The sequence below is a fragment of the Streptomyces sp. NPDC013457 genome (assembly GCF_043089925.1).
Taxonomy (GTDB): Bacteria; Actinomycetota; Actinomycetes; order Streptomycetales; family Streptomycetaceae; genus Streptomyces.
The window spans coordinates 83,310-102,320 of sequence record NZ_JBICBL010000011.1 but is presented as its reverse complement, the minus strand read 5'-3'; the positions used below and the strand labels follow the sequence as shown (position 1 = coordinate 102,320).

Genomic DNA, 19,011 nt, shown 5'->3' with positions numbered 1-19,011 from the left:
TTTCGCGATCATGCAGTACCCTGTGCCGCCACCGAGGGGGTCGCATGCTGTCCAGATGTACAGAGGCGCAGGTCAGGCCGGGCACGGAAGGTGACCTGGCCCCGCTCACCGACATGTACAACCACTACGTCCGCGAAACCGCGATCACCTTCGACACCGAACCCTTCACTCCGGAGCAACGACTTCCCTGGCTCCGCTCCTACCCTGAAGACGGCCCGCATCGCCTTCTGGTTGCTCAGGATGTCCGGAAGGGGGCGGAAGGGCGAATTCTCGGATATGCCACCAGTGGCGCGTTGCGCCCGAAACCGGCGTATTCCACCTCCGTCGAGGTCAGCGTGTACCTCTCCCCCGACGCCGTCGGCCGCGGCATCGGCACGCTCCTCTACGAGCGGCTCTTCGAGGCCCTCGCGACCGAGGACGTCCACCGCGCGTACGCGGGCATCGCGCTGCCGAACGAGCCCTCGGTCCGCCTCCACGCACGGTTCGGCTTCCGCCACATCGGCACGTACGAGGAGGTCGGCCGGAAGTTCGGCCGTTACTGGGACGTGGCCTGGTACGAGAAGCGCCTCTCACACCCCTCGTGACGCGGGTCGGCGCGGACCCGCCGGATCCCGCCGGATCCCCGCCCGCCCCCGCCTCCCACCCTCCGCCCCGATCCCTCTCCCTACCCGAACTGGACCGAGCGCTTCGCGAGGCCCATCCAGAAACCGTCGATCACGCTGCGCCCGCCGTCCAGGTCCCCGGCCGCGTCCGCCGCGCCCAGGGTGACGAAGAGCGGCGCGAAGTGCTCGGTGCGCGGGTGGGCCAGGCGGCCCGCCGGGGAGGTGTGCTCGAAGTCCAGGAGCGCGTCGATGTCCCGCGCCTCCAGGGCGTGCCGCCCCCAGTCGTCGAACTCCGCCGACCAGCCGGGCACCCCCGGCCCCACGTGCCGCAGTGCGGCCAGATTGTGGGTGAAGAAGCCGCTGCCGACGATGAGGATGCCCTCGTCGCGCAGTGGCGCGAGCCGACGGCCGATGTCCATCAGCTTCCGCGGGTCGAGGGTGGGCAGGGAGATCTGGAGTACCGGAACATCGGCGTCCGGGAACATCTCCACCAGCGGGACGTACGCGCCGTGATCGAGACCCCGGTCGGGGATGTCCTGCACGGGCGTACCGGGGCCGCGCAGCATCGCGCGGACGGACGCGGCGAGTTCGGGCGCTCCGGGCGCCGCGTACCGCACCTGGTAGTAGTGCTCGGGGAAGCCCCAGAAGTCGTGGACGAGCGGCAGCGTCTCGGTGGCACCGAGGGCGAGCGGAGCCTCCTCCCAGTGGGCCGAGACCATCAGGATCGCCTTGGGCCGGGGCAGCCCGGCGGCCCAGGCGGCGAGCTGGCCCGGCCAGACCGGGTCGTCGGCGAGCGGCGGGGCGCCGTGCGAGAGGTAGAGGGCGGGCATCCGTTCCAGCGTGGCGTCCATGACGACCGCCTCCCGTGATCCGAAGGGTGCGAGTAAGGGGCGAGGCAGGAGTGCTTGAAGGTTCAAGCTTGCCTTGCTGCGAGCGTAGGCCGATGTAGTTCAACTTTCAAGGACGAGTCGTAGGATGGATCGCATGACCACGGCACCCGACGGCACAGCGCAGCCGGCAGAAGCGGCGGACGCGACGGAAGCGACGGAAGCGGCGCAGACCGACGCGCCCCGCTGGCTCAGCGACGAGGAACAGCGCGTCTGGCGCGCGTACCTCCACGCCACCACCCTCCTCGAGGACCACCTCGACCGCCAGCTGCAGCGCGACGCCGGCATGCCGCACATCTACTACGGCCTGCTCGTCCACCTCTCCCAGGCGCCCCGGCGCCGGCTGCGGATGACCGAGCTGGCCAAGGACGCCAAGATCACGCGCTCCCGGCTCTCCCACGCCGTCGCCCGCCTGGAGAAGAGCGGCTGGGTAGTGCGCGAGGACTGTCCCTCCGACAAGCGCGGGCAGTTCGCGCGCCTCACGGACGAGGGGTACGAGGTGCTGAGGCGGACGGCCCCCGGCCATGTCAGCGCCGTGCGGCAGGCGATGTTCGACCGGCTCAGCACGGAGCAGGTGGCTCAGCTCGGCACGATCATGAAGGTGATGGCGGAGGGCCTCCAGCCCACGGACCCGAACGCGGACCTGCCCTGGCTCCGCTGAGCGGAGCCAGGGCAGGAGGTGACCGGGAGGCCGCACGCGGGCGACCGGGAGACGGGCCCGCGCGGGGTTTCGGGGGGCGGGTGCGTCAGTGCGCGATGACGGGGATCCTGATCTCGTCCTCGGCACCCTCGCCCTCGCCCGAACCCGAGCCGGCGACCACGCCGAGCTCCGGCTTACCGGTGTTGATGAGGGCCACGGCTATCGCGGCCGAGACGGCCAGGATGCCCACGGCCCACCAGATGGCAGCCGCGTAGCCCTCGACCATGCCCTGGAGCTGCAGCAGCTTCTGGGCGCCCTGGCTCGTGGCGCCGGCCGCGTGATCGGCGATGTACGCGGTCGTGGCCGAGGCGGCGATCGTGTTCAGCAGAGCCGTACCGATGGCGCCGCCGACCTGCTGCGAGGTGTTGACCATCGCGGAGGCCACACCGGCGTCCCGCGGGTCGACGCCGTGCGTGGCGAGCGACATCGCCGGCATGAACGCCGTACCCATGCCGAGGCCGAGCAGCAGCTGCGCGGGGAGGATCAGACCGGCGTACGACGTGCCGATCTCCAGCTGCGTCAGCAGCAGCATGCCGACCGCGGCGGTCAGGAAGCCCGGACCCATCAGCCAGCGCGGGGGAACCCGCGTCATCAGCCGCGTACCGATCTGGGTCGAGCCGACGATCATGCCCGCGATCATCGGGAGGAACGCGAAGCCCGTCTTGACCGGCGAGTACCCCTTCACGACCTGGAGGTAGTACGTCAGGAAGAGGAACAGGCCGAACATCGCGATGACGGCCAGGCCCAGCGAGAGGTACACACCGCCGCGGTTGCGCTCGGTCAGGACGCGCAGCGGCAGCAGCGGCGACTTGACCTTCGCCTCGGTCAGGACGAACGCGGCGAGGAGCACGGCGGAGCCGACGAACATACCGATCGTCGTGGCGTCGGACCAGCCCGCGGACTCGGCGCGGGTGAAGCCGTAGACGAGCGCGACCAGGCCGAGGGTGGAGAGGACGACACCGGGGATGTCGAGCGGCGAGCGGTTGCGGCCGCCGGCCGGCTCACGGATCACGAAGTACGCGCCGGCGGCGGCGACGATCGCGAAGGGGATGTTGACGAAGAAGGTCCAGCGCCAGTCCAGGTACTCGGTGAGGAAGCCACCGAGGATCAGACCCACGGCGCCACCGCCACCGGCGATCGCACCGTAGATGCCGAACGCCTTGGCGCGCTCCTTGGCGTCGGTGAACATCACCGCGAGCAGGGAGAGCGCGGCGGGCGCGAGCAGCGCGCCGAACGCACCCTGGAGCGCGCGGGCACCGAGCATCATCGCCTCGCCGGTCGCAGCCCCACCGAGGGCGGAGGCGGCGGCGAAGCCGATCAGACCGACGACGAAGGTGCGCTTACGGCCCCACAGGTCGGCGATGCGGCCGCCGAAGAGCAGCAGACCGCCGAAGGCGAGGGCGTAGGCCGTGATGACCCACTGCCGGTTGCCGTCCGAGATCCCCAGGTCCTGCTGGGCGGAGGGCAGCGCGATGTTCACGATCGTCGCGTCGAGCACGACCATCAGCTGGGCGAGGGCGATGAAGACCAGGGCTTTCCAGCGCCTGGGATCGGTTTCGGACATGGGTGTGGCCACCTCTTGGTACGTAAAGGAAAAACTGGACGTAAGGAATGTGGGTCGAGCAGAAGTTTCGGGGGGGGTTCCGGGACGGGGTTCCGGGACCGGGTTACGGGACGGTCGGCTCGGGGGCGCTTTCGCAGAAGTCGCCCCGCAGATCCTCCAGAGTGGCGGCCGAGCCGGGCAGCACGGAGCGCGCGGGCGCTTCGAGGCCGTCCAGGAACAGCTGCAGATGACGGTGGACGAAGCGGTCCATGTTCAGACAGGCGGTGCCCGGGAGCGGGCGGGTCAGCTGGGACACGGCCACCATCAGGTCCCCGACACCGACATCGGTACGGAGCCTGCCGGCCCGGTGCGCACGGTCGACGAGGCCCTGGACGGCCGTCTCCAACCGGGTGCGTTCGGCGTGCAGTTCGGGGTGGTTCGCGTCGAAGGTGCCGTCGAGCATCGGGCACAGGGCGCCGATCCGTTCGTCGGCGGCGCCGTGGGTGAAGCGGCGGAGCGCGTCGAAGGCGTCGGCCTCCCCCGCGTCCACGGCCGCGGCCGCCTCCTCCGCCAGGTCCGTGGTGCGGGACGTGACGGAGACGACGACCTCGTGGATGAGGTCATTGCGCTCGGGGAAGTTGCGGTAGAGCGTGGCGTTGCCGACCCCGGCGCGACGCGCGATCTCGTCGAGCGGCACCTGCGGGCCGAACTCGACGAACATCTCCCGGGCCGCCGTGACGATCCGCTCGCGGTTGCGCAGGGCGTCGGCCCGCGGGCGGGGTGCGCGACGGGCGGGCGCGGTGCCGGTTTCGGTGGTCACGCCACTGCCTCCTTCTGATGATCCGGACGACTCGGAATCCGATCTCGGATTCCGACCCTGGACTCCGAGCCTGGATTCCGAGCCTTGATTCCGAGCCTTGATTCCGATGCGGGGACCGAGTCCCCACTTCCTCGAACACAGGCTTAAACGGGGAGGGAGTCCCCGGTTATTTCCCACCTCGAATGTGATCCGGGTCACACAGCCATGGCTCCGTGGAATACCCACGATCGGGCCAACCCGGCGCGCGCCCCCGGGCCTCCCGACACAGGCTGATCGAACAGCAGCTCTGATCAGGAGAGGCGACCGATGCAGCAGACCCGCCGGCACATACGCAGACCCGTCGCTCTCGCCGCGACGGCCGCCGTCGCACTCGCCGCGCTCGCCTCGGCCAGCTCCACGCTCCCCGGTCCGCCCCCCGCATCGGCGGGCCCGGTGGCGTCCGCGCCCCCGGCGGACGGCGCGGACGCCGCGGCGGCGCTCGGGCCGTGCCGGATCACGACGACGATGGGTGTGCAGATGTCGGAGGGCATACCCACCGCCCCGGGGTACGCCCGCTCCACGGGCCGGGTCAGAGCCCTCAACCTGATGGTCGACTTCCCCGACGCGCCCGGGGAGGGCACGGCGCTCAGCCGCTACGACGAGTTCTTCCCGCAGACGGCGGAGTGGTTCGGCACCAGCTCGTACGGGCGCCTGCACTACCACCCCGAGGCCCCGATACCCGACTGGCTGCGGATGCCGCAGCCCTTCGCCTCGTACGGGATAGAGCGCGGCTCACCGTACGAACCGGGGTACCGCGGCCTCGTCGAGGACATCGTGAAGGCCGCCGACCCGAAGGTGGACTTCAGCGCGTACGACCTGGTCAACATCCTCGTCACCCCGAACGCCGGGCCCTCGGCCCTGGACACCGTCCTGTCCGTGACCTTCTCGGGGAACGACGAGGCGCCGTACGCGGACGGCGTCCCGCTCTCGAACACGTCCTTCGTCTACAGCCGCCAGGACGACGGCTCGGGGACGTACGCCGAGACCGGGTTCCGCGTCCTGCCGCACGAGAACGGCCATGTCTTCGGCCTGCCCGACCTCTACACCGTCGACGGCGGGGGCACGGTCGGGCACTGGGACATCATGTCCGAGGACTGGGGGGCCAACAACGACCTGCTCGGCTGGCACAAGTGGAAGCTGGGCTGGCTGGACAACCACCAGATCGCCTGCTCGTCCCGGCAGGGCACCACCGAGCACCTCCTGACCCCGCTGGCCACGGCGGGCGGCCGGAAGCTGGCCTTCGTCCCGCTCTCGGACACGTCGGGTTACGCGGTCGAGGTCCGCACCCGTGAGGGCAACGACGAGGCCGTCTGCGAGCCGGGGGTCCTGATCTACCGGGTCGAGTCGGACGTCGACACCGGGAACGGTCCGGTGACCGTGGCGGACAGCGACAAGGACAGCGGCGGCTGCACGCGCCGCCCGAACGTCCACGCGGAGCTGTCGGACGCTCCGTACCGCCCGGGCGAGACCTTCACGGACCGGACGAACGGCATCACGATCACCGTGGTGGACGAGGACGCGAAGGGCGGATACCGCGTCCGGATCACACGCTCCTGAGGTCGCCTCCGGGAGCGCTTACGGAAGCGCCTCCCGCAGCTGCCGCTTCAGCACCTTTCCCGTGGCGTTGCGGGGCAGTTCCTCGTCCCGTACGACGATGTGGGCGGGCACCTTGTACGCGGCGAGGCGCGCGCCGACGTGCGCCCGCAGCTCCTCGGCGGTGACGGCCGAGGACTCCTTGAGCCGTACGACCGCGGCGACCTCCTCCCCCAAGGTGGGGTGCGGTACGCCGAGGACGGCGGCGTCGAGGACCTCGGGGTGCTCCTGGAGGACCGTCTCGACCTCGACGCAGTACACGTTCTCGCCGCCCCGGATCACCATGTCCTTGAGGCGGTCGACGATGGTGACGCGCCCGTCGCGCAGGTGCGCGAGGTCGCCGGTGCGGAACCACCCGTCCTCGGTGAAGGCCTCCCGGGTGGCGGCCTCGTCGCCCCAGTAACCGCGGACGAGGGACTGCCCCCGCAGCCACAGCTCCCCCACGCCGGCGGCGTCGGGCCGGTCGACACGGACCTCGGTGGCGGGCGTGGGGCGGCCGACGCTGCGCGGGTGGGCGCGGTACTCGGCGCCGAAGTTGGCGAACACACCGCCGCAGGTCTCCGTGAGCCCGTAGCCGTTGCGGGGCTCGACGCGCTCCCCGTAGGCGGCGGCGAGGCGCGCGACGAGCTCGGGCGGGGCGGCGGCGCCTCCGGTGTTGAGCATGACGAGGCTCTCCAGCCGATCGCCGGTCTCCTCGGCGCGGTCGAGCAGTTGGAGGGCGGTGGTCGGGACGCCGGCGTAGTGGGTGACGCGGTGGCGCCGGATCAGCTCCAGGGCCTTGTCGGCGTCCCACTTCCGCATGAGGACGAGGGTCCCGCCGGCGGCCATGACGGAGTAGAAGGACGTGAAGGCGGCCACGTGGAAGAACGGGAACGTGGTGAGGGAGACGGGCGCCGGGCCCTGCCCGGGCAGGGTGCCCCGGCCGAGGGCGGAGGCAGCGGCGTAGTACCGCGGATTCATCGCGGCCCCGGCCTGCGCGAGGTGGGTCGCGACGGCGCCCTTGGGGCGGCCGGTGGTACCGGAGGTGTAGATGATCGTCGCGTCGTGCTCGGGCAGGACGTCGACGGGCGGCGGCCCGAGGAGGGAGTCGGTGTCGCGTACGTACGCCTGGAATCCGGCACCGCCGCCGGTGCGGGCGAGCGGGCCGGGGCCCCGAACGCCTGGGAGGCTCGCGGGGTCGGGGCCCTGAACGGGGTCGGGGCCCTGGCCGCTTCGGCGGCTCGCGGGGTCGGGGCCCTGACCGCCCTGAGGGCTCGCGGCGTCGGCGCCGTGGAAGACGATGCCGGGCACGTGGTGCTCCCGCGCCCACACCCGTACCCGCTCCTCCCGCTCCCCGTCGACGAGGAGGATGCGGGGCGTGCAGTCGTCGAGGGCGTACGCGAGTTCGCCCTCGGTCCACCAGGCGTTGAGGGGCACGGCGACGAGGCCGGCGAGCTGGGCGGCCCAGAAGGCGATCTGCCACTCGGGGCGGTTCCGCATGGCGACTGCGGCCCGGTCCCCCGGCCGGAGTCCGTACTGATCGACGAGGGTCCGGGCGAGACCGCAGGCGGCGTCGAAGAACTCCCGGTAGCTCAGCACCCCGTCCTCGGAGACGAGGAAAGGCCGCTCGCCGTAGGCCCAGGTGGCCTCGACGAACTCACGCAGCGTGCGGGGTCCCTCGACGTACACCCCGTCCTCGACGGCGAAGAGGGCCCCGGGCTCGACCAGCCGATCGACGGCACCACCCACGACGACCACCTTCCCTGAGCGCTTGCTCACCCGCTCGGACGCTATGCACACCCTCCCACCTCGTCAACCGCCGCCATGCACCGCTACCAGCGGTCGAACCTCAGCTCCGGAACGGTGGCGCCACCCGGTGACACTCTGGCGCACCGTGGCGCCACAAGACTTGCAATGGCGCCACGATGGTGCCACCATTGCGTCATGGACCTCACGCCCTACGTAGACAATCTCCGCCATGAGCTCGGCGTGGCCGCCGAGGCCGGAGGCGACGAAGCACGCGCCCTGGCCGACCGGCTCACCGGTCAGCTCGAGTCGGCCGCCCGCCTGACGCTGCTCAACGCCCTGTCGGACGCGATGGACGAGGTCACCCGCGACCTGGCGCCCGGCTCGGTCGACCTGCGACTGCGCGGACTCAACCCCGAGTTCGTGGTGACCCCGCCGCCCACCGCCGACGTCTTCGAGGAGCCCGAGGCCTCGCTGCCGGCGCCGCCGCCCCCACCGCCGCCGCTCCCCGCGGATGTCGAGGAGGGCGCCCCCTCGCGCATCAACTTCCGACCGCCGGCCCAGCTCAAGCTCCGTGTCGAGGAGGCCGCGAGCCGAGAGGGGCTCTCGGTCAACGCCTGGCTCGTCCGGGCCGTGACCGCCGCCCTCGAACCCGGTGCGGGTGCGGCCGGCCGCAGCCGTACCGGAACGACGGGCCTGGGCCCGGCGGTCGGCCAGGGCTTCACCGGCTGGGTCCGCTAGCCACTCCCGGGCGACCGGAATCCGGGATCACCTCGCGCCACTGCACCACTGCTCCCCTGCGCCCCCTGCGCCCCCTGCACCACTGCGCCACCGAGGCGCCCAGCACCGCCCCACCGAGGCACCTCGCCCGGCGCTCACCTCCACCCAGCCAAAGGACGGCTCAGCCATGCCCACGTTCGAAACCCCCGAACCCCTCTCCGCCACCGTCGAGATCGAGATCGGCCGGGCCCGGATCGTCGCGGGCAAGCGCACCGACACCGTCGTCGAGGTGATGCCGAGCGACCCCGGCGACAAGCTGGACGTCCAGGCCGCCGCCGAGACCAAGGTGACCTGCGCGGGCGGAAAGCTGCTGGTCAGGGGACCCAAGAAGCGCTCGCTCTTCGGCAAGGTCGGGGCCGTCGACGTGACCGTCGAACTGCCCGCGGGCTCGGAGCTGATCGGCAGCACGGGCCTCGGCGAGCTGATCGGCGAGGGACGGTTCGGGAACTGCCGCCTGACGACCGCCGCCGGGGACATCCAGCTGGAGGAGGCCGCGGCCGTGCGGCTGAAGACCTCGCACGGCGACATCCTGGTCGACCGCACGACGGGCGAGGCCGAGATCCAGGGTTCGGGCCGGGTACGCGTCGGCCGGATCGACGGAGCGGCGACCATCAGGAACCTCAACGGCGAGACCGCCATCGGTGAGATCAGCGGCGAGCTGCGCGTGAACTCGTCCAACGGCCCCATCGGCGTCGCACGCGCCGAGTCCTCCGTCACCGCCAAGACGGCGAGCGGCGCCATCCGCCTCGACGAGGTGGTGCGCGGCCGGATCACCCTGGACTCCGCCGCGGGCGGCCTGGAGGTCGGCATCGCCGAGGGCACGGCCGCCTGGCTCGACGTACGGTCCAAGGCGGGTCGGGTCCGCAACGAGCTGGGCACGGCCGAGGGCCCGGGCCAGTCCGACGAGACGGTCGAGGTCCGGGGCCGTACGAGCGTCGGCGACATCGTCATCCGCCGCGCCTGAGAGCCGGTAGCGCCTGGGTGGACCCTGACGAAGGGCGGCTTGACGGCCGGCCGCCCTTCGGCCCGCCCCGGAACGAATCCGGCCGTGCCCCGTAAAGGGCGTGCCCAACACCCGCCGGGCCCCACCACCGGGCCCCACGATGCCGCGACGTATCCCTGTCGCCACATCTCTGCCGCTTGAGAACTCGCTCCTCCTCGGCCCCCGCCCGGCCCTCGCCCGGCCCGCGCCCAGCGCCGTGGCCCGCCCACCGGGCCCCCTGGGCGCCTAGCACCTCGGCACCTCGCACTGCTCGTGCACCAACGCAGCACCACCCCTGCGCCATCGAGGCGCCATCTTGCGCTGCCCGGGCGCCGGACGACCGGCAGGCCGACCCCAGCGCACCCGCGCCACGCACCTCACTTCAGCGCAACCGACCTCACTTCAGCGCACCCCGCCCTCACCGCAGCGCATCCACATCTCACCTCACCTCGCCTCACCGACCAGACGGGAGCCCGCCGTGGCTACGTTCCTTTCCAGACTGGGCCGCCTCGCCTTCCGCCGCCGGGGGGTGACGGTGCTGCTCTGGCTGCTGATCTTCGGCGGCATGGGCTACGCCGCCTCGACCGCGCCGGCGCCGCCGGCCGACACGTTCTCCATGCCGGGAACCGAGTCGCAGGAGGCCTTCGACCTGCTGACCGAGAAGTTCCCGGACGCGAGCGCCGACGGCGCCAGCGCCCGGGTCGTCGTCCGCGCCCCCGAGGGCTCGAAGGTCACGGAGCCCGCGCAACGGGCCGGGGTCGAGCGCCTCGCAGCCCGGCTGGGGGCGTCGTCCCCGCAGGTGGTGGGGGTCTCCGACCCGTACACGTACCCCGATGTCACCATCAGCGAGGACGGGACGACCGCCTACATGGTGGTGACGTACAAGGTCCCCGCGATGGAGGTCGACGACAAGGCGCACGACGCCCTCGACGCGGCGACGGAGGAGGCCCGCGAGGCGGGGCTCACCGTCGAGGCCGGCGGTGACGCCGTGAAGATCGAGCAGGCCATGGGCGGCACCGGCGAGCAGATCGGCATCCTGGTCTCCGCGATCGTCCTCGTCCTGACCTTCGGTTCGGTGATCGCGGCCGGGATGCCTCTGATCACCGCGCTGATCGGCGTCGGCATCGGCATCTCGGGGATCACGGCGCTCGGTTCGACGCTGGGCCTGTCCGGTACGACGTCGACCCTCGCGATGATGATCGGCCTCGCGGTCGGCATCGACTACGCGCTGTTCATCGTGTCCCGCTTCCGCGCCGAGCGGGCCGAGGGACGGACTCCGGAGGAGGCCGCGGGGCGGGCCGTCGGCACCGCGGGATCGGCCGTCGTCTTCGCGGGCCTCACGGTCGTCGTCGCCCTCGCCGGGCTCGCCGTGGTGAACATCCCGATGCTGACCGAGATGGGCCTCGCCGCGGCCGGTACCGTCGCGGTCGCCGTACTGGTCGCCATCACGCTGGTGCCCGCGCTCCTCGGCTTCGCGCCGGTCAAGGTGATGGCCCGTAAGGGGCGTCTGGCATACGCCGTCAAGCCGCTGTCGGACCGCAAGCAGCGCAGGGCGGCCAGGCACGCGGCGAAGCTCGCCCGGAAGCCCAAGCCCAACCTGGGTTCCCGCTGGGCGAGTTACGTCCTGCGTCACCCGGTCGCCGTGCTGCTCGTCGGCGTCGTGGGCCTCGGCACGATCGCCGTACCGGCCGCGAGCCTGGAGCTCGGACTGCCGGGCGAGGGCCAGATGTCGACGGAGACCACGCAGCGCAAGGCGTACGACCTGCTCTCGGAGTCCTTCGGCCCCGGCTTCAACGGCCCGCTGCTGATCACGGTACAGACGCGGGACTCCCGGAACGCCAAGGCCGTCGGTGACGAGATCGGCAAGGAGCTGCGGAAGACGGACGGCGTGGCCTCGGTCTCGCCGGCCACGGCCAACAAGGCGGGTGACACCGCGATCCTCAACGTCATCCCGAGGACGGGACCGACGGAGAAGAGGACCGAGGAGCTGGTACGCGAACTCCGTGAGACCGCGGGCGGCTTGGAGCAGGGCACGGCGTCCCGGATCCTCGTCACCGGCCAGACCGCCATGTTCATCGACTTCTCGCAGACGCTCGACGACGCGCTGCTGCCCTACCTGGGCCTGGTCGTCGGCCTCGCCTTCCTGCTCCTGATGGTGGTCTTCCGCTCCGTCCTGGTTCCGCTCAAGGCGGCCCTCGGCTTCCTGCTGTCGGTGACCGCGGCCCTCGGTGCCGTCGTGGCGGTCTTCCAGTGGGGCTGGCTCGCCGACCTCTTCGGCATCGACGCACCGGGCCCGATCATGAGCACGATGCCGATCTTCATGATCGGCGTGGTCTTCGGCCTCGCGATGGACTACGAGGTCTTCCTGGTCAGCCGGATGCGTGAGTCGTACGCCCACGGAGCACGCCCGAGCGAGGCCGTCGTCGACGGCTTCCGCTACGGGGGCCGGGTGGTCGGCGCGGCCGCGATCATCATGATGAGCGTCTTCTCGGGCTTCATCGTCGAGGACAACGACTTCGTCAAGATGATCGGCTTCGCCCTCGCGATCGCCGTCCTGTTCGACGCCTTCGTCGTCCGTATGGCGATCGTGCCCGCGCTCTTCGCCCTGCTCGGCGGGTCCGCGTGGTGGCTGCCGAAGTGGCTGGACCGGATCCTGCCCCGGGTGGACGTCGAGGGCGAGAAGCTCGGCCGGGCACAGGCCGCGCCACACGGGTACGCCGGCAGGGACGGCGACGGCGACCGGGAACGCGCCCTGATCGGCTGAACGGACTTCTCAGCCCCGTCGCGAGGCGCCCCCGCACCGGCTCAGGCCGAGGCGGGGGCGCCTCTGCCTCTCTTGCGTGCGAAGCGGAAACCCCAGCTCAGAGCCCACGACGCCAACCATTGACGCCAGTGGCGCCATGATGGCTCGACATGGCGCCATTGATGTGTCACCATGATGGCGCAAGGACGGCACGCAAGTGGCGCCACAAGGCGCCAGGCCGGCAGAGACCGGCAGCACCAAGCCGACCGCAGGACCCGCACCACTCCCGCACCACGAACGCCCCCGCACCGCCCCGCACCGCCGCACCAGTCCGCACCACAGCACCAGCCCGCACCACCACTCCTGGACTCCCCGGAAGAGAGAGGCCCGCTCACATGAACACCGCGACCCCAGCGGCCACCAGCACGCGCACCGCGGCGATCTCCGCGATCGGCCTGCGCAAGTCGTACGGCGACAAGGTGGTGCTCGACGGCATCGACCTGCAGATCCCCGAGGGCACGATCTTCGCCCTGCTCGGCCCCAACGGGGCGGGCAAGACCACCACGGTGGAGATCCTCTCCACACTGATCACGGCCGACGGCGGCCAGGCGCGGATCGCGGGCCACGACGTGGCCGCCGACGCCCGCTCGGTACGCGGCCTGATCGGCGTCACCGGACAGTTCGCCGCCGTCGACGGCCTGCTGACGGCCGAGGAGAACCTGCTCCTCATGGCCGACCTGCACCACCTGAGCCGCGGCGAGGGCCGGCGGCGCACGGCCGAACTCCTGGAGCGGTTCGAGCTGACCGAGGCGGCGCGCAAGAACGTCGCCACCTTCTCGGGCGGCATGCGCCGCAAGCTCGACCTGGCGATGACGCTGGTCGGCCGGCCGCAGATCATCTTCCTCGACGAACCGACCACGGGCCTCGACCCGCGCAGCCGCCGCGTGATGTGGGAGCTGATCCGGGACCTGGTCACGGATCAGGGCGTGACGATCTTCCTCACCACGCAGTACCTGGAGGAGGCCGACCACCTCGCCGACCGCATCGCGGTCCTCGACCACGGCAAGCTCGTCGCCGAGGGCACCGCGGAGGAGCTGAAGCGGCTGATCCCCGGCGGCCATGTCCGCCTCCAGTTCGCCGACGAGGACGAGCTCGCCTCGGCGGCCGCGATCTTCGGCATCGCCACCCGCGACAACGAGTCGCTCACCCTGCAGATCCCCAGCGACGGTTCGGTCACCAACCTGCGCGCCATCCTCGACACCCTCGACAGCACCGGACTGCGGGCCGAGTCGCTCACCGTGCACACCCCCGACCTCGACGACGTCTTCCTCACCCTCACGGGCAAGCAGAACGCCGCCACCACTCAGAAGGAGTCGAACCGATGAGCACCGCCACCCTCACCCCGGCCAAGCCCGCCAAGGCCAACCGCTCGTACGCCCTGCGCGACTCCATGACGATGCTGCGCCGCAACATCAAGCACATGCAGCGCTACCCGTCGATGACGATCTCGATCCTCGTGATGCCGCTGCTGATGCTGCTGCTCTTCGTGTACGTCTTCGGCGGCGCGCTCGGCATGGGCATCGGGGCGGGCGACGACCGCGGCGACTACATCAACTACCTGGTGCCCGGCATCATCCTGATGGCGGCGACCTCGGGGGCCGTCGCGACGGCCGTGTCGGTCTGCACCGACATGACGGAGGGCATCGTCAACCGCTTCCGTACGATGTCGATCTCCCGCGGCTCCATCCTCACGGGCCACGTCCTCGGCAGCGTCATCCAGGTCACGGCGGTCCTGGTCCTCGTCACCGGCGTCTCCCTCGCGATCGGCTTCCGCCCGAACGCCTCGCTGATCGAGTGGCTGGCCGCCCTGGGTCTGCTCGTCTTCCTCGCCTTCGGCATGGCCTGGCTGTCCGCGGCGATGGGCATGGGCGCCAAGACGGTCGAGTCCGCGAGCAACGGCCCGCTGCCCCTGACCTTCCTGCCCTTCCTCGGCAGCGCGGTCGTCACCCCGGACTCGATGCCGACGGCGCTGCGCTGGTTCGCCGAGTACCAGCCCTTCACCCCGATCAACGAGACTCTGCGCGGCCTGCTCCTCGGCACCCCGATCGGCAACGACGGCTGGATGGCCCTGGCCTGGTGCACGGCCCTCGCCCTGATCGGCTACCTCTGGTCCCGCGCGGTCTTCAACCGCGAGGTCACCCGCTGACCCGAAGGGCCCCAGCGAAGCACCACCCCGGTCCGCTAGGCTGTCCCCGGTACCTCTCCTGGCCATCCCCCAGGAGAGCCCGGGACCACGCCGACGACGGGGCCCCGAGCACCACGCCTTCGTAGCTCAGGGGATAGAGCACCGCTCTCCTAAAGCGGGTGTCGCAGGTTCGAATCCTGCCGGGGGCACAGACCGAAGGGCCACCTACCGATCTTGGTAGGTGGCCCTTCGGGTTTGCTGCCGGGGATCAGAAGAAGGTCTTGAAGCGGGTGGCGTCGGTGCGCAGGGGCAGGGGGTGGGCCGGGGTGAAGGGGTGGGTCGTGCTGTTGCGGCCCTGGTAGGACGCGGAGCCCGAGGGGCCGGCGGCGTAGAGGTCGGCCACGCCCTGGCCGTTGATGCCCGCCGGGATGATGTGCGTGTACTTCTGCCAGCCGCCGCCGATCTTGCGCCGGGCCGTGAACGTGCCGTCGCCCTTGCCCAGGTAGAGCCAGAGCGTTCCGGAGGTGTCGCGGGCCAGGAGGTCGCCGCCCGCCGCGCCCGCGATGTTGCCCGGGGCCGTGAGCAGGTTGTAGACGCCCCAGCCGCCACCGATCCTCTTGCGCGGCTTGAACGGGGACTTGGCGTCCCCGGTGGAGGCGTAGAACCACAGCACACCCGACGTGTCCGTGGCCAGGAGGTCGCCCCGGCCGTCGCCGTTCAGGTCCGAGCCGCCGACGAGCTTGTTGTAGACCTGCCAGCCGCCGCCGACCTTCGTGCGAGGCAGCAGCTGCTGCTTCTCGCTCCGGTGGAGCCAGAGCACCCCGTCACGGTCGCGGCCGACGACGTCGTCCGTGGCGGCCATCAGCGTGTACGTGTTCCAGCCCTTGCCCAGCACGTCCGGCTTCGGGTCGCGCACGACCGGTGGGCAGCCCTCCTCGTGGCAGTCGGGGCTGTTGCCCATGGCGTGCAGCTGGCTGATGTCGTACGCGGAGAGGTTGCCGGAGCTGTCGCGGACCAGCGCGTCCGCGCGGGCGTTGTCGTTGAAGTCGCGGGGCGCGGTGCCACGGTCCACCGTGGTCGTACCGGTCTTCACCGCCGCCGGGCCCACCTGGGACGCCGGGTAGGCGGTCATCTTCCAGGTGTACGCGCCGTTGTAGGCGCCGATCACCTGGTCGAGGTACCCGTTCCACTTGATGAATTCGTCGTAGTAGCTCCACAGCAGCACCTTGCGCCCGGTGGCCACATGGGTCAGTTCCAGCGAGACCCCCATGTCCGAATCGCTGGTCTGCCAGGTCACACGCCTGTCCGTGCCGTCGAAGCGGTACACGCTCGGAACGTTCGCCTGCGTCACGACCATCTCCAGGGGGCGCTGCCCGTCCGCGATCATGGGCGCCACCGGGGTGCCGCTCGCGTCGAGCGAGAGGCGGAAGAGGCCCTGGCCCTGCGCGAACGTGCCGCCGGACAGGAGGAACGTGCCGTCGCCGACGGGGGTGCCACGGTTCGCGAGGTCGAGGAGCGGGATCTTCCGGCCGTCCTTCAGCGACTTCAGGACCATGGGCCTGTCCGGGTACGTGACCCCGTCGACGACGAGCCCGGGGCCGCCCGTGATCGCCAGCCAGTCCCCGCCGAGGACGATCTGCGCCCGGTAGGGGAGGGTCTCGCCCTGCTTGGTCTTCCGGTCCACGATCCTGGTGTTGCCCGCCCTAGGCGCCCAGAGCACGCGGTCGGGCGTGATCTGCACGAAGTCGCTGTGAAAGCCGGTGTAGTACGTCTCGACGGTGGCGGCCGTGGCCACGTCGATCAGGGCGATGCGGAAGTCGAAGTCCGGGGCCGCGGTCTCCACGGCGACCGTTCCGGGCGGGGAGCCGTAGAACATCCAGGGGGCGCCGGGCGGCATCCCGGTCACCTTGCGGTCGACGACCTCGCCGCCCGGCGCCCGGCTGACGAGGTGGAGCTCCTTGGTCGCCGTGTCGAGCATCACGAGCGTCGTGCCGTTGACCTCGTGCAGCTCGTACGGGACGTCGATGACGACCGGTTCGCCGCCCTCGGCCATGTCGTGGACGGTGTGGCGGGTGCCCTCGCTCGCCACCACGACGTCGGCTCCGACGGCGCCTCGGTAGGTGATCCCGTCGCTCTTCGGGAACGTGGTGCCCGAACCGTCGGCGTACCGCATCCAGACATGGACACCGTCCGTCCGGACGCCCAGGAATCCGCTGGGGCCCGCGGTCAGGTAACCGCCGGTGAACGGGAAGGCCGCGTCCCCAGCGCCCTGCCGCGCGACCTCCCCCGCACCGGCGGGGGACGCCGTCGCGGCGGTCGCCGGGCCGGCGAGCGTGCCGGCGGTCGTGGCGGCCAGGGCGACGGCGACGCCGACGGCGGTCAGCCGGAATCGGGAGGTACGGGCACCTGCAGGCGCGTGGGCGGGTGACATGGAGCGGGGCCTCCTCGGCGACGGGTGTGTGGGGGCGGCGTGGTACCCCACGCCTCACAAGACCCGCGAGGAGCCCGGACAGTTGTACGGACGTGAACTCAGGGTTGTACGGGAGGTCGCCCGCCGTTCTCCGGCCGCCACTACTCCCAGGTCGCCGTGTCGGGGTCGATGCCGTGGGCGCGCGCACCGGCGTCGACGATCCGGCGGAACCATGAGGCGAGGCCGGCGCGGATGCCGTCGTAGTGGGCGGCGAAGCCCGGATCGGACTCGTACATGCGGCCGAGACAGACCTGCATCTGCCGGGAGAGGGGGAAGTACGAGGCGAACACCTCCCGGTGCCGTTCGACGAGTTGGTTCGCCTCCGGGCTGCCGGGCGTGACACCGGCGTCCATCGCCTCCGCGAGCGCACGGTCGAGCTCGGCGTCGGCATCGGCGACGGCCTGCCATTCCTCCGGTCCGCGCGCGGCCGAGCGTTCCGCGTACTGCCGCCACTGCACCGTGTCTCCGAAGCGCTCGCGCGCTCGGGCGGGCGAGTCCGGGTCCCAGTCGGGGCCGAAGATCGCGGCCTGCTGCTCGACGGTCAGCAGCAGGCCACGCTCGTGGGCCTCGATCATCCGGTCCAGCCCGGCCCCGAGCCGCTCGAGGCGGTCGATCCGTTCGGCGACCTGGGTGCGCTGCGCGCGCAGCGCGGCGGGCAGGTCCGCGGTCGGGTCGTCCAGGACGACCCGGATCCTGTCGAGGCCGAGGCCCAGCTCCCGGTAGACGACGATGCGGTGCAGGCGTTCCAGATCGCCGGCGGTGTAGAGCCGGTACCCGCCGGGAGTGCGCAGCGACGGTCGGGCGAGGCCGATCTCGTCCCAGTGGTGCAGTGCGCGGATCGTCACGCCCAGACGCGCCGAGACCTGACCGACCGTCAGTCCGTCGGGGTCGGTCCGGCCGCGCGCCTCGGCGGGGGCGGCGTTGGCTTCGGCTCCGTCGGCGGCGGCTCCGTCGGCGGCGGCTTCGGCTCCGTCGGCTTCGTCGGCGGCGGCTTCGTCAGGCATGCTCCTCATGATCGCCGCGGCGCGCGCCGGGTGGGGTGATCCCGATGGCTGCAAGGTCCCTCGCCTCCTGACTGGCGGGATCGAAGGGCTTCGCCGCGGTGAAGACGATCCGCGCGTTCTCAGGGGTGATCACGGTCACGTCTCGCGTGGTCCAGGGGGTGTCCCTCGGCCCGTCGACCGCGTTCGGGCGCAGCGTACGACAGGCCTCGACCAGGGGATCGACCTCGCTGAGGACGCACGCGAAGCCGACGCTCATCGCCGGCGCCAGCTCCGGGACCCCGTCGGCCGCGACGAGGAGTACGTCCTGGAACTGCCACCGGCGCAGATGGACGAGCCTGCCGGGGATGGCGAACAGCTCGAAGAACCCGAGCCCGCGAACCCAGAAGTCCACCGACTCCGCGAGGTCGTTCGTGGGGATCGTCACGAACGCGGGCATTCCGTAGATGCCCCGGAACGGCTCCGGCGGCACAGCGTCAGGGCCGGGGGGCGGCACGGGACTTGTCTCGAACGCGTCGTAGTAGTCGTAGCCGGAGGCGTGGTCGTTGCTCATGGGCCCCACCTTTCAGCCTCACGCAGCGTGAGGGTCAAGCGAGTCCGCGAGGCGGCGACAGAGACGCCGGCTCCCGCTCGTTCCGCGCATCACAAGTCGGGAAGGTCCAGGCGCTCCCCCGCCGAGGAGATCAGCACCGCCATCGCGATCAGGAGCGCGCCCACCCCGACGAGCACGAGCGCGGCCGGCGGGATCGCGAGGCGGCTGCCGTCGCGGGTGGCCCATGCGCGGACGCCCAGCCATGCCGCGCCCACGGCCGCGAGGATCCCGCCGCCGTACCGGGCCAGCAACAGCACCCCGAGGGCGAGCTGGACGAGCAACTCCAGCACGAGCGAGAGCAGCAGACCCACCATTGACCATCCCCCCAGGCGCACGTGAGCTGACGCAA

Annotated in this window: 16 protein-coding genes and 1 tRNA gene; 9 read left to right on the top strand and 8 right to left on the bottom strand. The window is 71.5% G+C overall.

Annotated elements, in window-relative coordinates; all coding sequences use genetic code 11:
- The first annotated feature begins 44 nt into the window (after window positions 1–44).
- The gene (locus ACF1G2_RS27785) at window positions 45–584 is read left to right on the top strand and encodes a GNAT family N-acetyltransferase (protein WP_391800913.1); all 540 of its coding nucleotides are present in this window, start codon (window positions 45–47) and stop codon (window positions 582–584) included.
- 80 nt (window positions 585–664) lie between these two features.
- On the opposite strand, the gene ACF1G2_RS27780 is transcribed toward ACF1G2_RS27785, so the two are convergent.
- A complete protein-coding gene (locus tag ACF1G2_RS27780; protein ID WP_391800912.1) occupies window positions 665–1,453 on the bottom strand; it encodes a dioxygenase in 789 nt (262 codons plus the stop codon).
- A gap of 133 nt (window positions 1,454–1,586) precedes the next feature.
- On the opposite strand from ACF1G2_RS27780, the gene ACF1G2_RS27775 reads away from it, so the two are divergent.
- Window positions 1,587–2,150, top strand: coding sequence for a MarR family winged helix-turn-helix transcriptional regulator (locus tag ACF1G2_RS27775; RefSeq protein WP_391800911.1), 564 nt, complete (start codon window positions 1,587–1,589; stop codon window positions 2,148–2,150).
- Between the two features lie 85 nt (window positions 2,151–2,235).
- Here ACF1G2_RS27775 and ACF1G2_RS27770 read toward each other — a convergent pair whose 3' ends face one another.
- Window positions 2,236–3,753: an MFS transporter gene (locus tag ACF1G2_RS27770; RefSeq protein WP_391800910.1), complete on the bottom strand. Its 1,518-nt coding sequence runs from the start codon at window positions 3,751–3,753 to the stop codon at window positions 2,236–2,238.
- A gap of 103 nt (window positions 3,754–3,856) precedes the next feature.
- A complete protein-coding gene (locus ACF1G2_RS27765; RefSeq protein WP_352187160.1) occupies window positions 3,857–4,552 on the bottom strand; it encodes a TetR/AcrR family transcriptional regulator in 696 nt (231 codons plus the stop codon).
- Window positions 4,553–4,858: 306 nt separating this feature from the next.
- Between ACF1G2_RS27765 and ACF1G2_RS27760 the strand changes: the two genes are divergently transcribed.
- Complete coding sequence (locus ACF1G2_RS27760; RefSeq protein ID WP_391800909.1) at window positions 4,859–6,148, top strand: M6 family metalloprotease domain-containing protein; 1,290 nt, start codon at window positions 4,859–4,861, stop codon at window positions 6,146–6,148.
- A gap of 18 nt (window positions 6,149–6,166) precedes the next feature.
- On the opposite strand, the gene ACF1G2_RS27755 is transcribed toward ACF1G2_RS27760, so the two are convergent.
- Window positions 6,167–7,942, bottom strand: a complete 1,776-nt coding sequence (locus ACF1G2_RS27755; protein WP_391800908.1) for a class I adenylate-forming enzyme family protein — start codon at window positions 7,940–7,942, stop codon at window positions 6,167–6,169.
- A gap of 165 nt (window positions 7,943–8,107) precedes the next feature.
- Here ACF1G2_RS27755 and ACF1G2_RS27750 point away from each other — a divergent pair, with 165 nt between their 5' ends.
- From ACF1G2_RS27750 to ACF1G2_RS27725, 6 genes are all read left to right on the top strand, one after another.
- The gene (locus tag ACF1G2_RS27750) at window positions 8,108–8,650 is read left to right on the top strand and encodes a hypothetical protein (RefSeq protein ID WP_391800907.1); all 543 of its coding nucleotides are present in this window, start codon (window positions 8,108–8,110) and stop codon (window positions 8,648–8,650) included.
- 166 nt (window positions 8,651–8,816) lie between these two features.
- Window positions 8,817–9,653: a DUF4097 domain-containing protein gene (locus ACF1G2_RS27745; protein WP_391800906.1), complete on the top strand. Its 837-nt coding sequence runs from the start codon at window positions 8,817–8,819 to the stop codon at window positions 9,651–9,653.
- Between the two features lie 496 nt (window positions 9,654–10,149).
- Entirely contained in the window at window positions 10,150–12,435 is a 2,286-nt protein-coding gene (locus ACF1G2_RS27740) for an MMPL family transporter (protein WP_391800905.1), read from the top strand.
- A gap of 374 nt (window positions 12,436–12,809) precedes the next feature.
- Window positions 12,810–13,799: an ATP-binding cassette domain-containing protein gene (locus tag ACF1G2_RS27735; RefSeq protein WP_391800904.1), complete on the top strand. Its 990-nt coding sequence runs from the start codon at window positions 12,810–12,812 to the stop codon at window positions 13,797–13,799.
- The gene (locus tag ACF1G2_RS27730; RefSeq protein WP_391800903.1) at window positions 13,796–14,620 is read left to right on the top strand and encodes an ABC transporter permease; all 825 of its coding nucleotides are present in this window, start codon (window positions 13,796–13,798) and stop codon (window positions 14,618–14,620) included. The genes ACF1G2_RS27735 and ACF1G2_RS27730 overlap by 4 nt, the downstream gene beginning before the upstream one ends.
- Before the next feature lie 115 nt (window positions 14,621–14,735).
- Window positions 14,736–14,808: transfer RNA gene (locus ACF1G2_RS27725), tRNA-Arg, on the top strand.
- Window positions 14,809–14,867: 59 nt separating this feature from the next.
- On the opposite strand, the gene ACF1G2_RS27720 is transcribed toward ACF1G2_RS27725, so the two are convergent.
- From ACF1G2_RS27720 to ACF1G2_RS27705, 4 genes are all read right to left on the bottom strand, one after another.
- Window positions 14,868–17,030 carry a hypothetical protein gene (locus ACF1G2_RS27720; protein WP_391800902.1) on the bottom strand — a complete coding sequence of 721 codons (2,163 nt, stop codon included), beginning with the start codon at window positions 17,028–17,030 and terminating at the stop codon, window positions 14,868–14,870.
- A gap of 140 nt (window positions 17,031–17,170) precedes the next feature.
- A complete protein-coding gene (locus ACF1G2_RS27715; RefSeq protein WP_391800901.1) occupies window positions 17,171–18,073 on the bottom strand; it encodes a MerR family transcriptional regulator in 903 nt (300 codons plus the stop codon).
- A complete protein-coding gene (locus ACF1G2_RS27710; protein ID WP_391800900.1) occupies window positions 18,066–18,623 on the bottom strand; it encodes a VOC family protein in 558 nt (185 codons plus the stop codon). Before ACF1G2_RS27710 ends, ACF1G2_RS27715 begins: the two co-directional genes overlap by 8 nt.
- Before the next feature lie 89 nt (window positions 18,624–18,712).
- On the bottom strand, window positions 18,713–18,976 hold the full coding sequence (locus ACF1G2_RS27705; RefSeq protein WP_391800899.1) for a hypothetical protein: 264 nt from the start codon (window positions 18,974–18,976) through the stop codon (window positions 18,713–18,715).
- Window positions 18,977–19,011 lie beyond the last annotated feature (35 nt).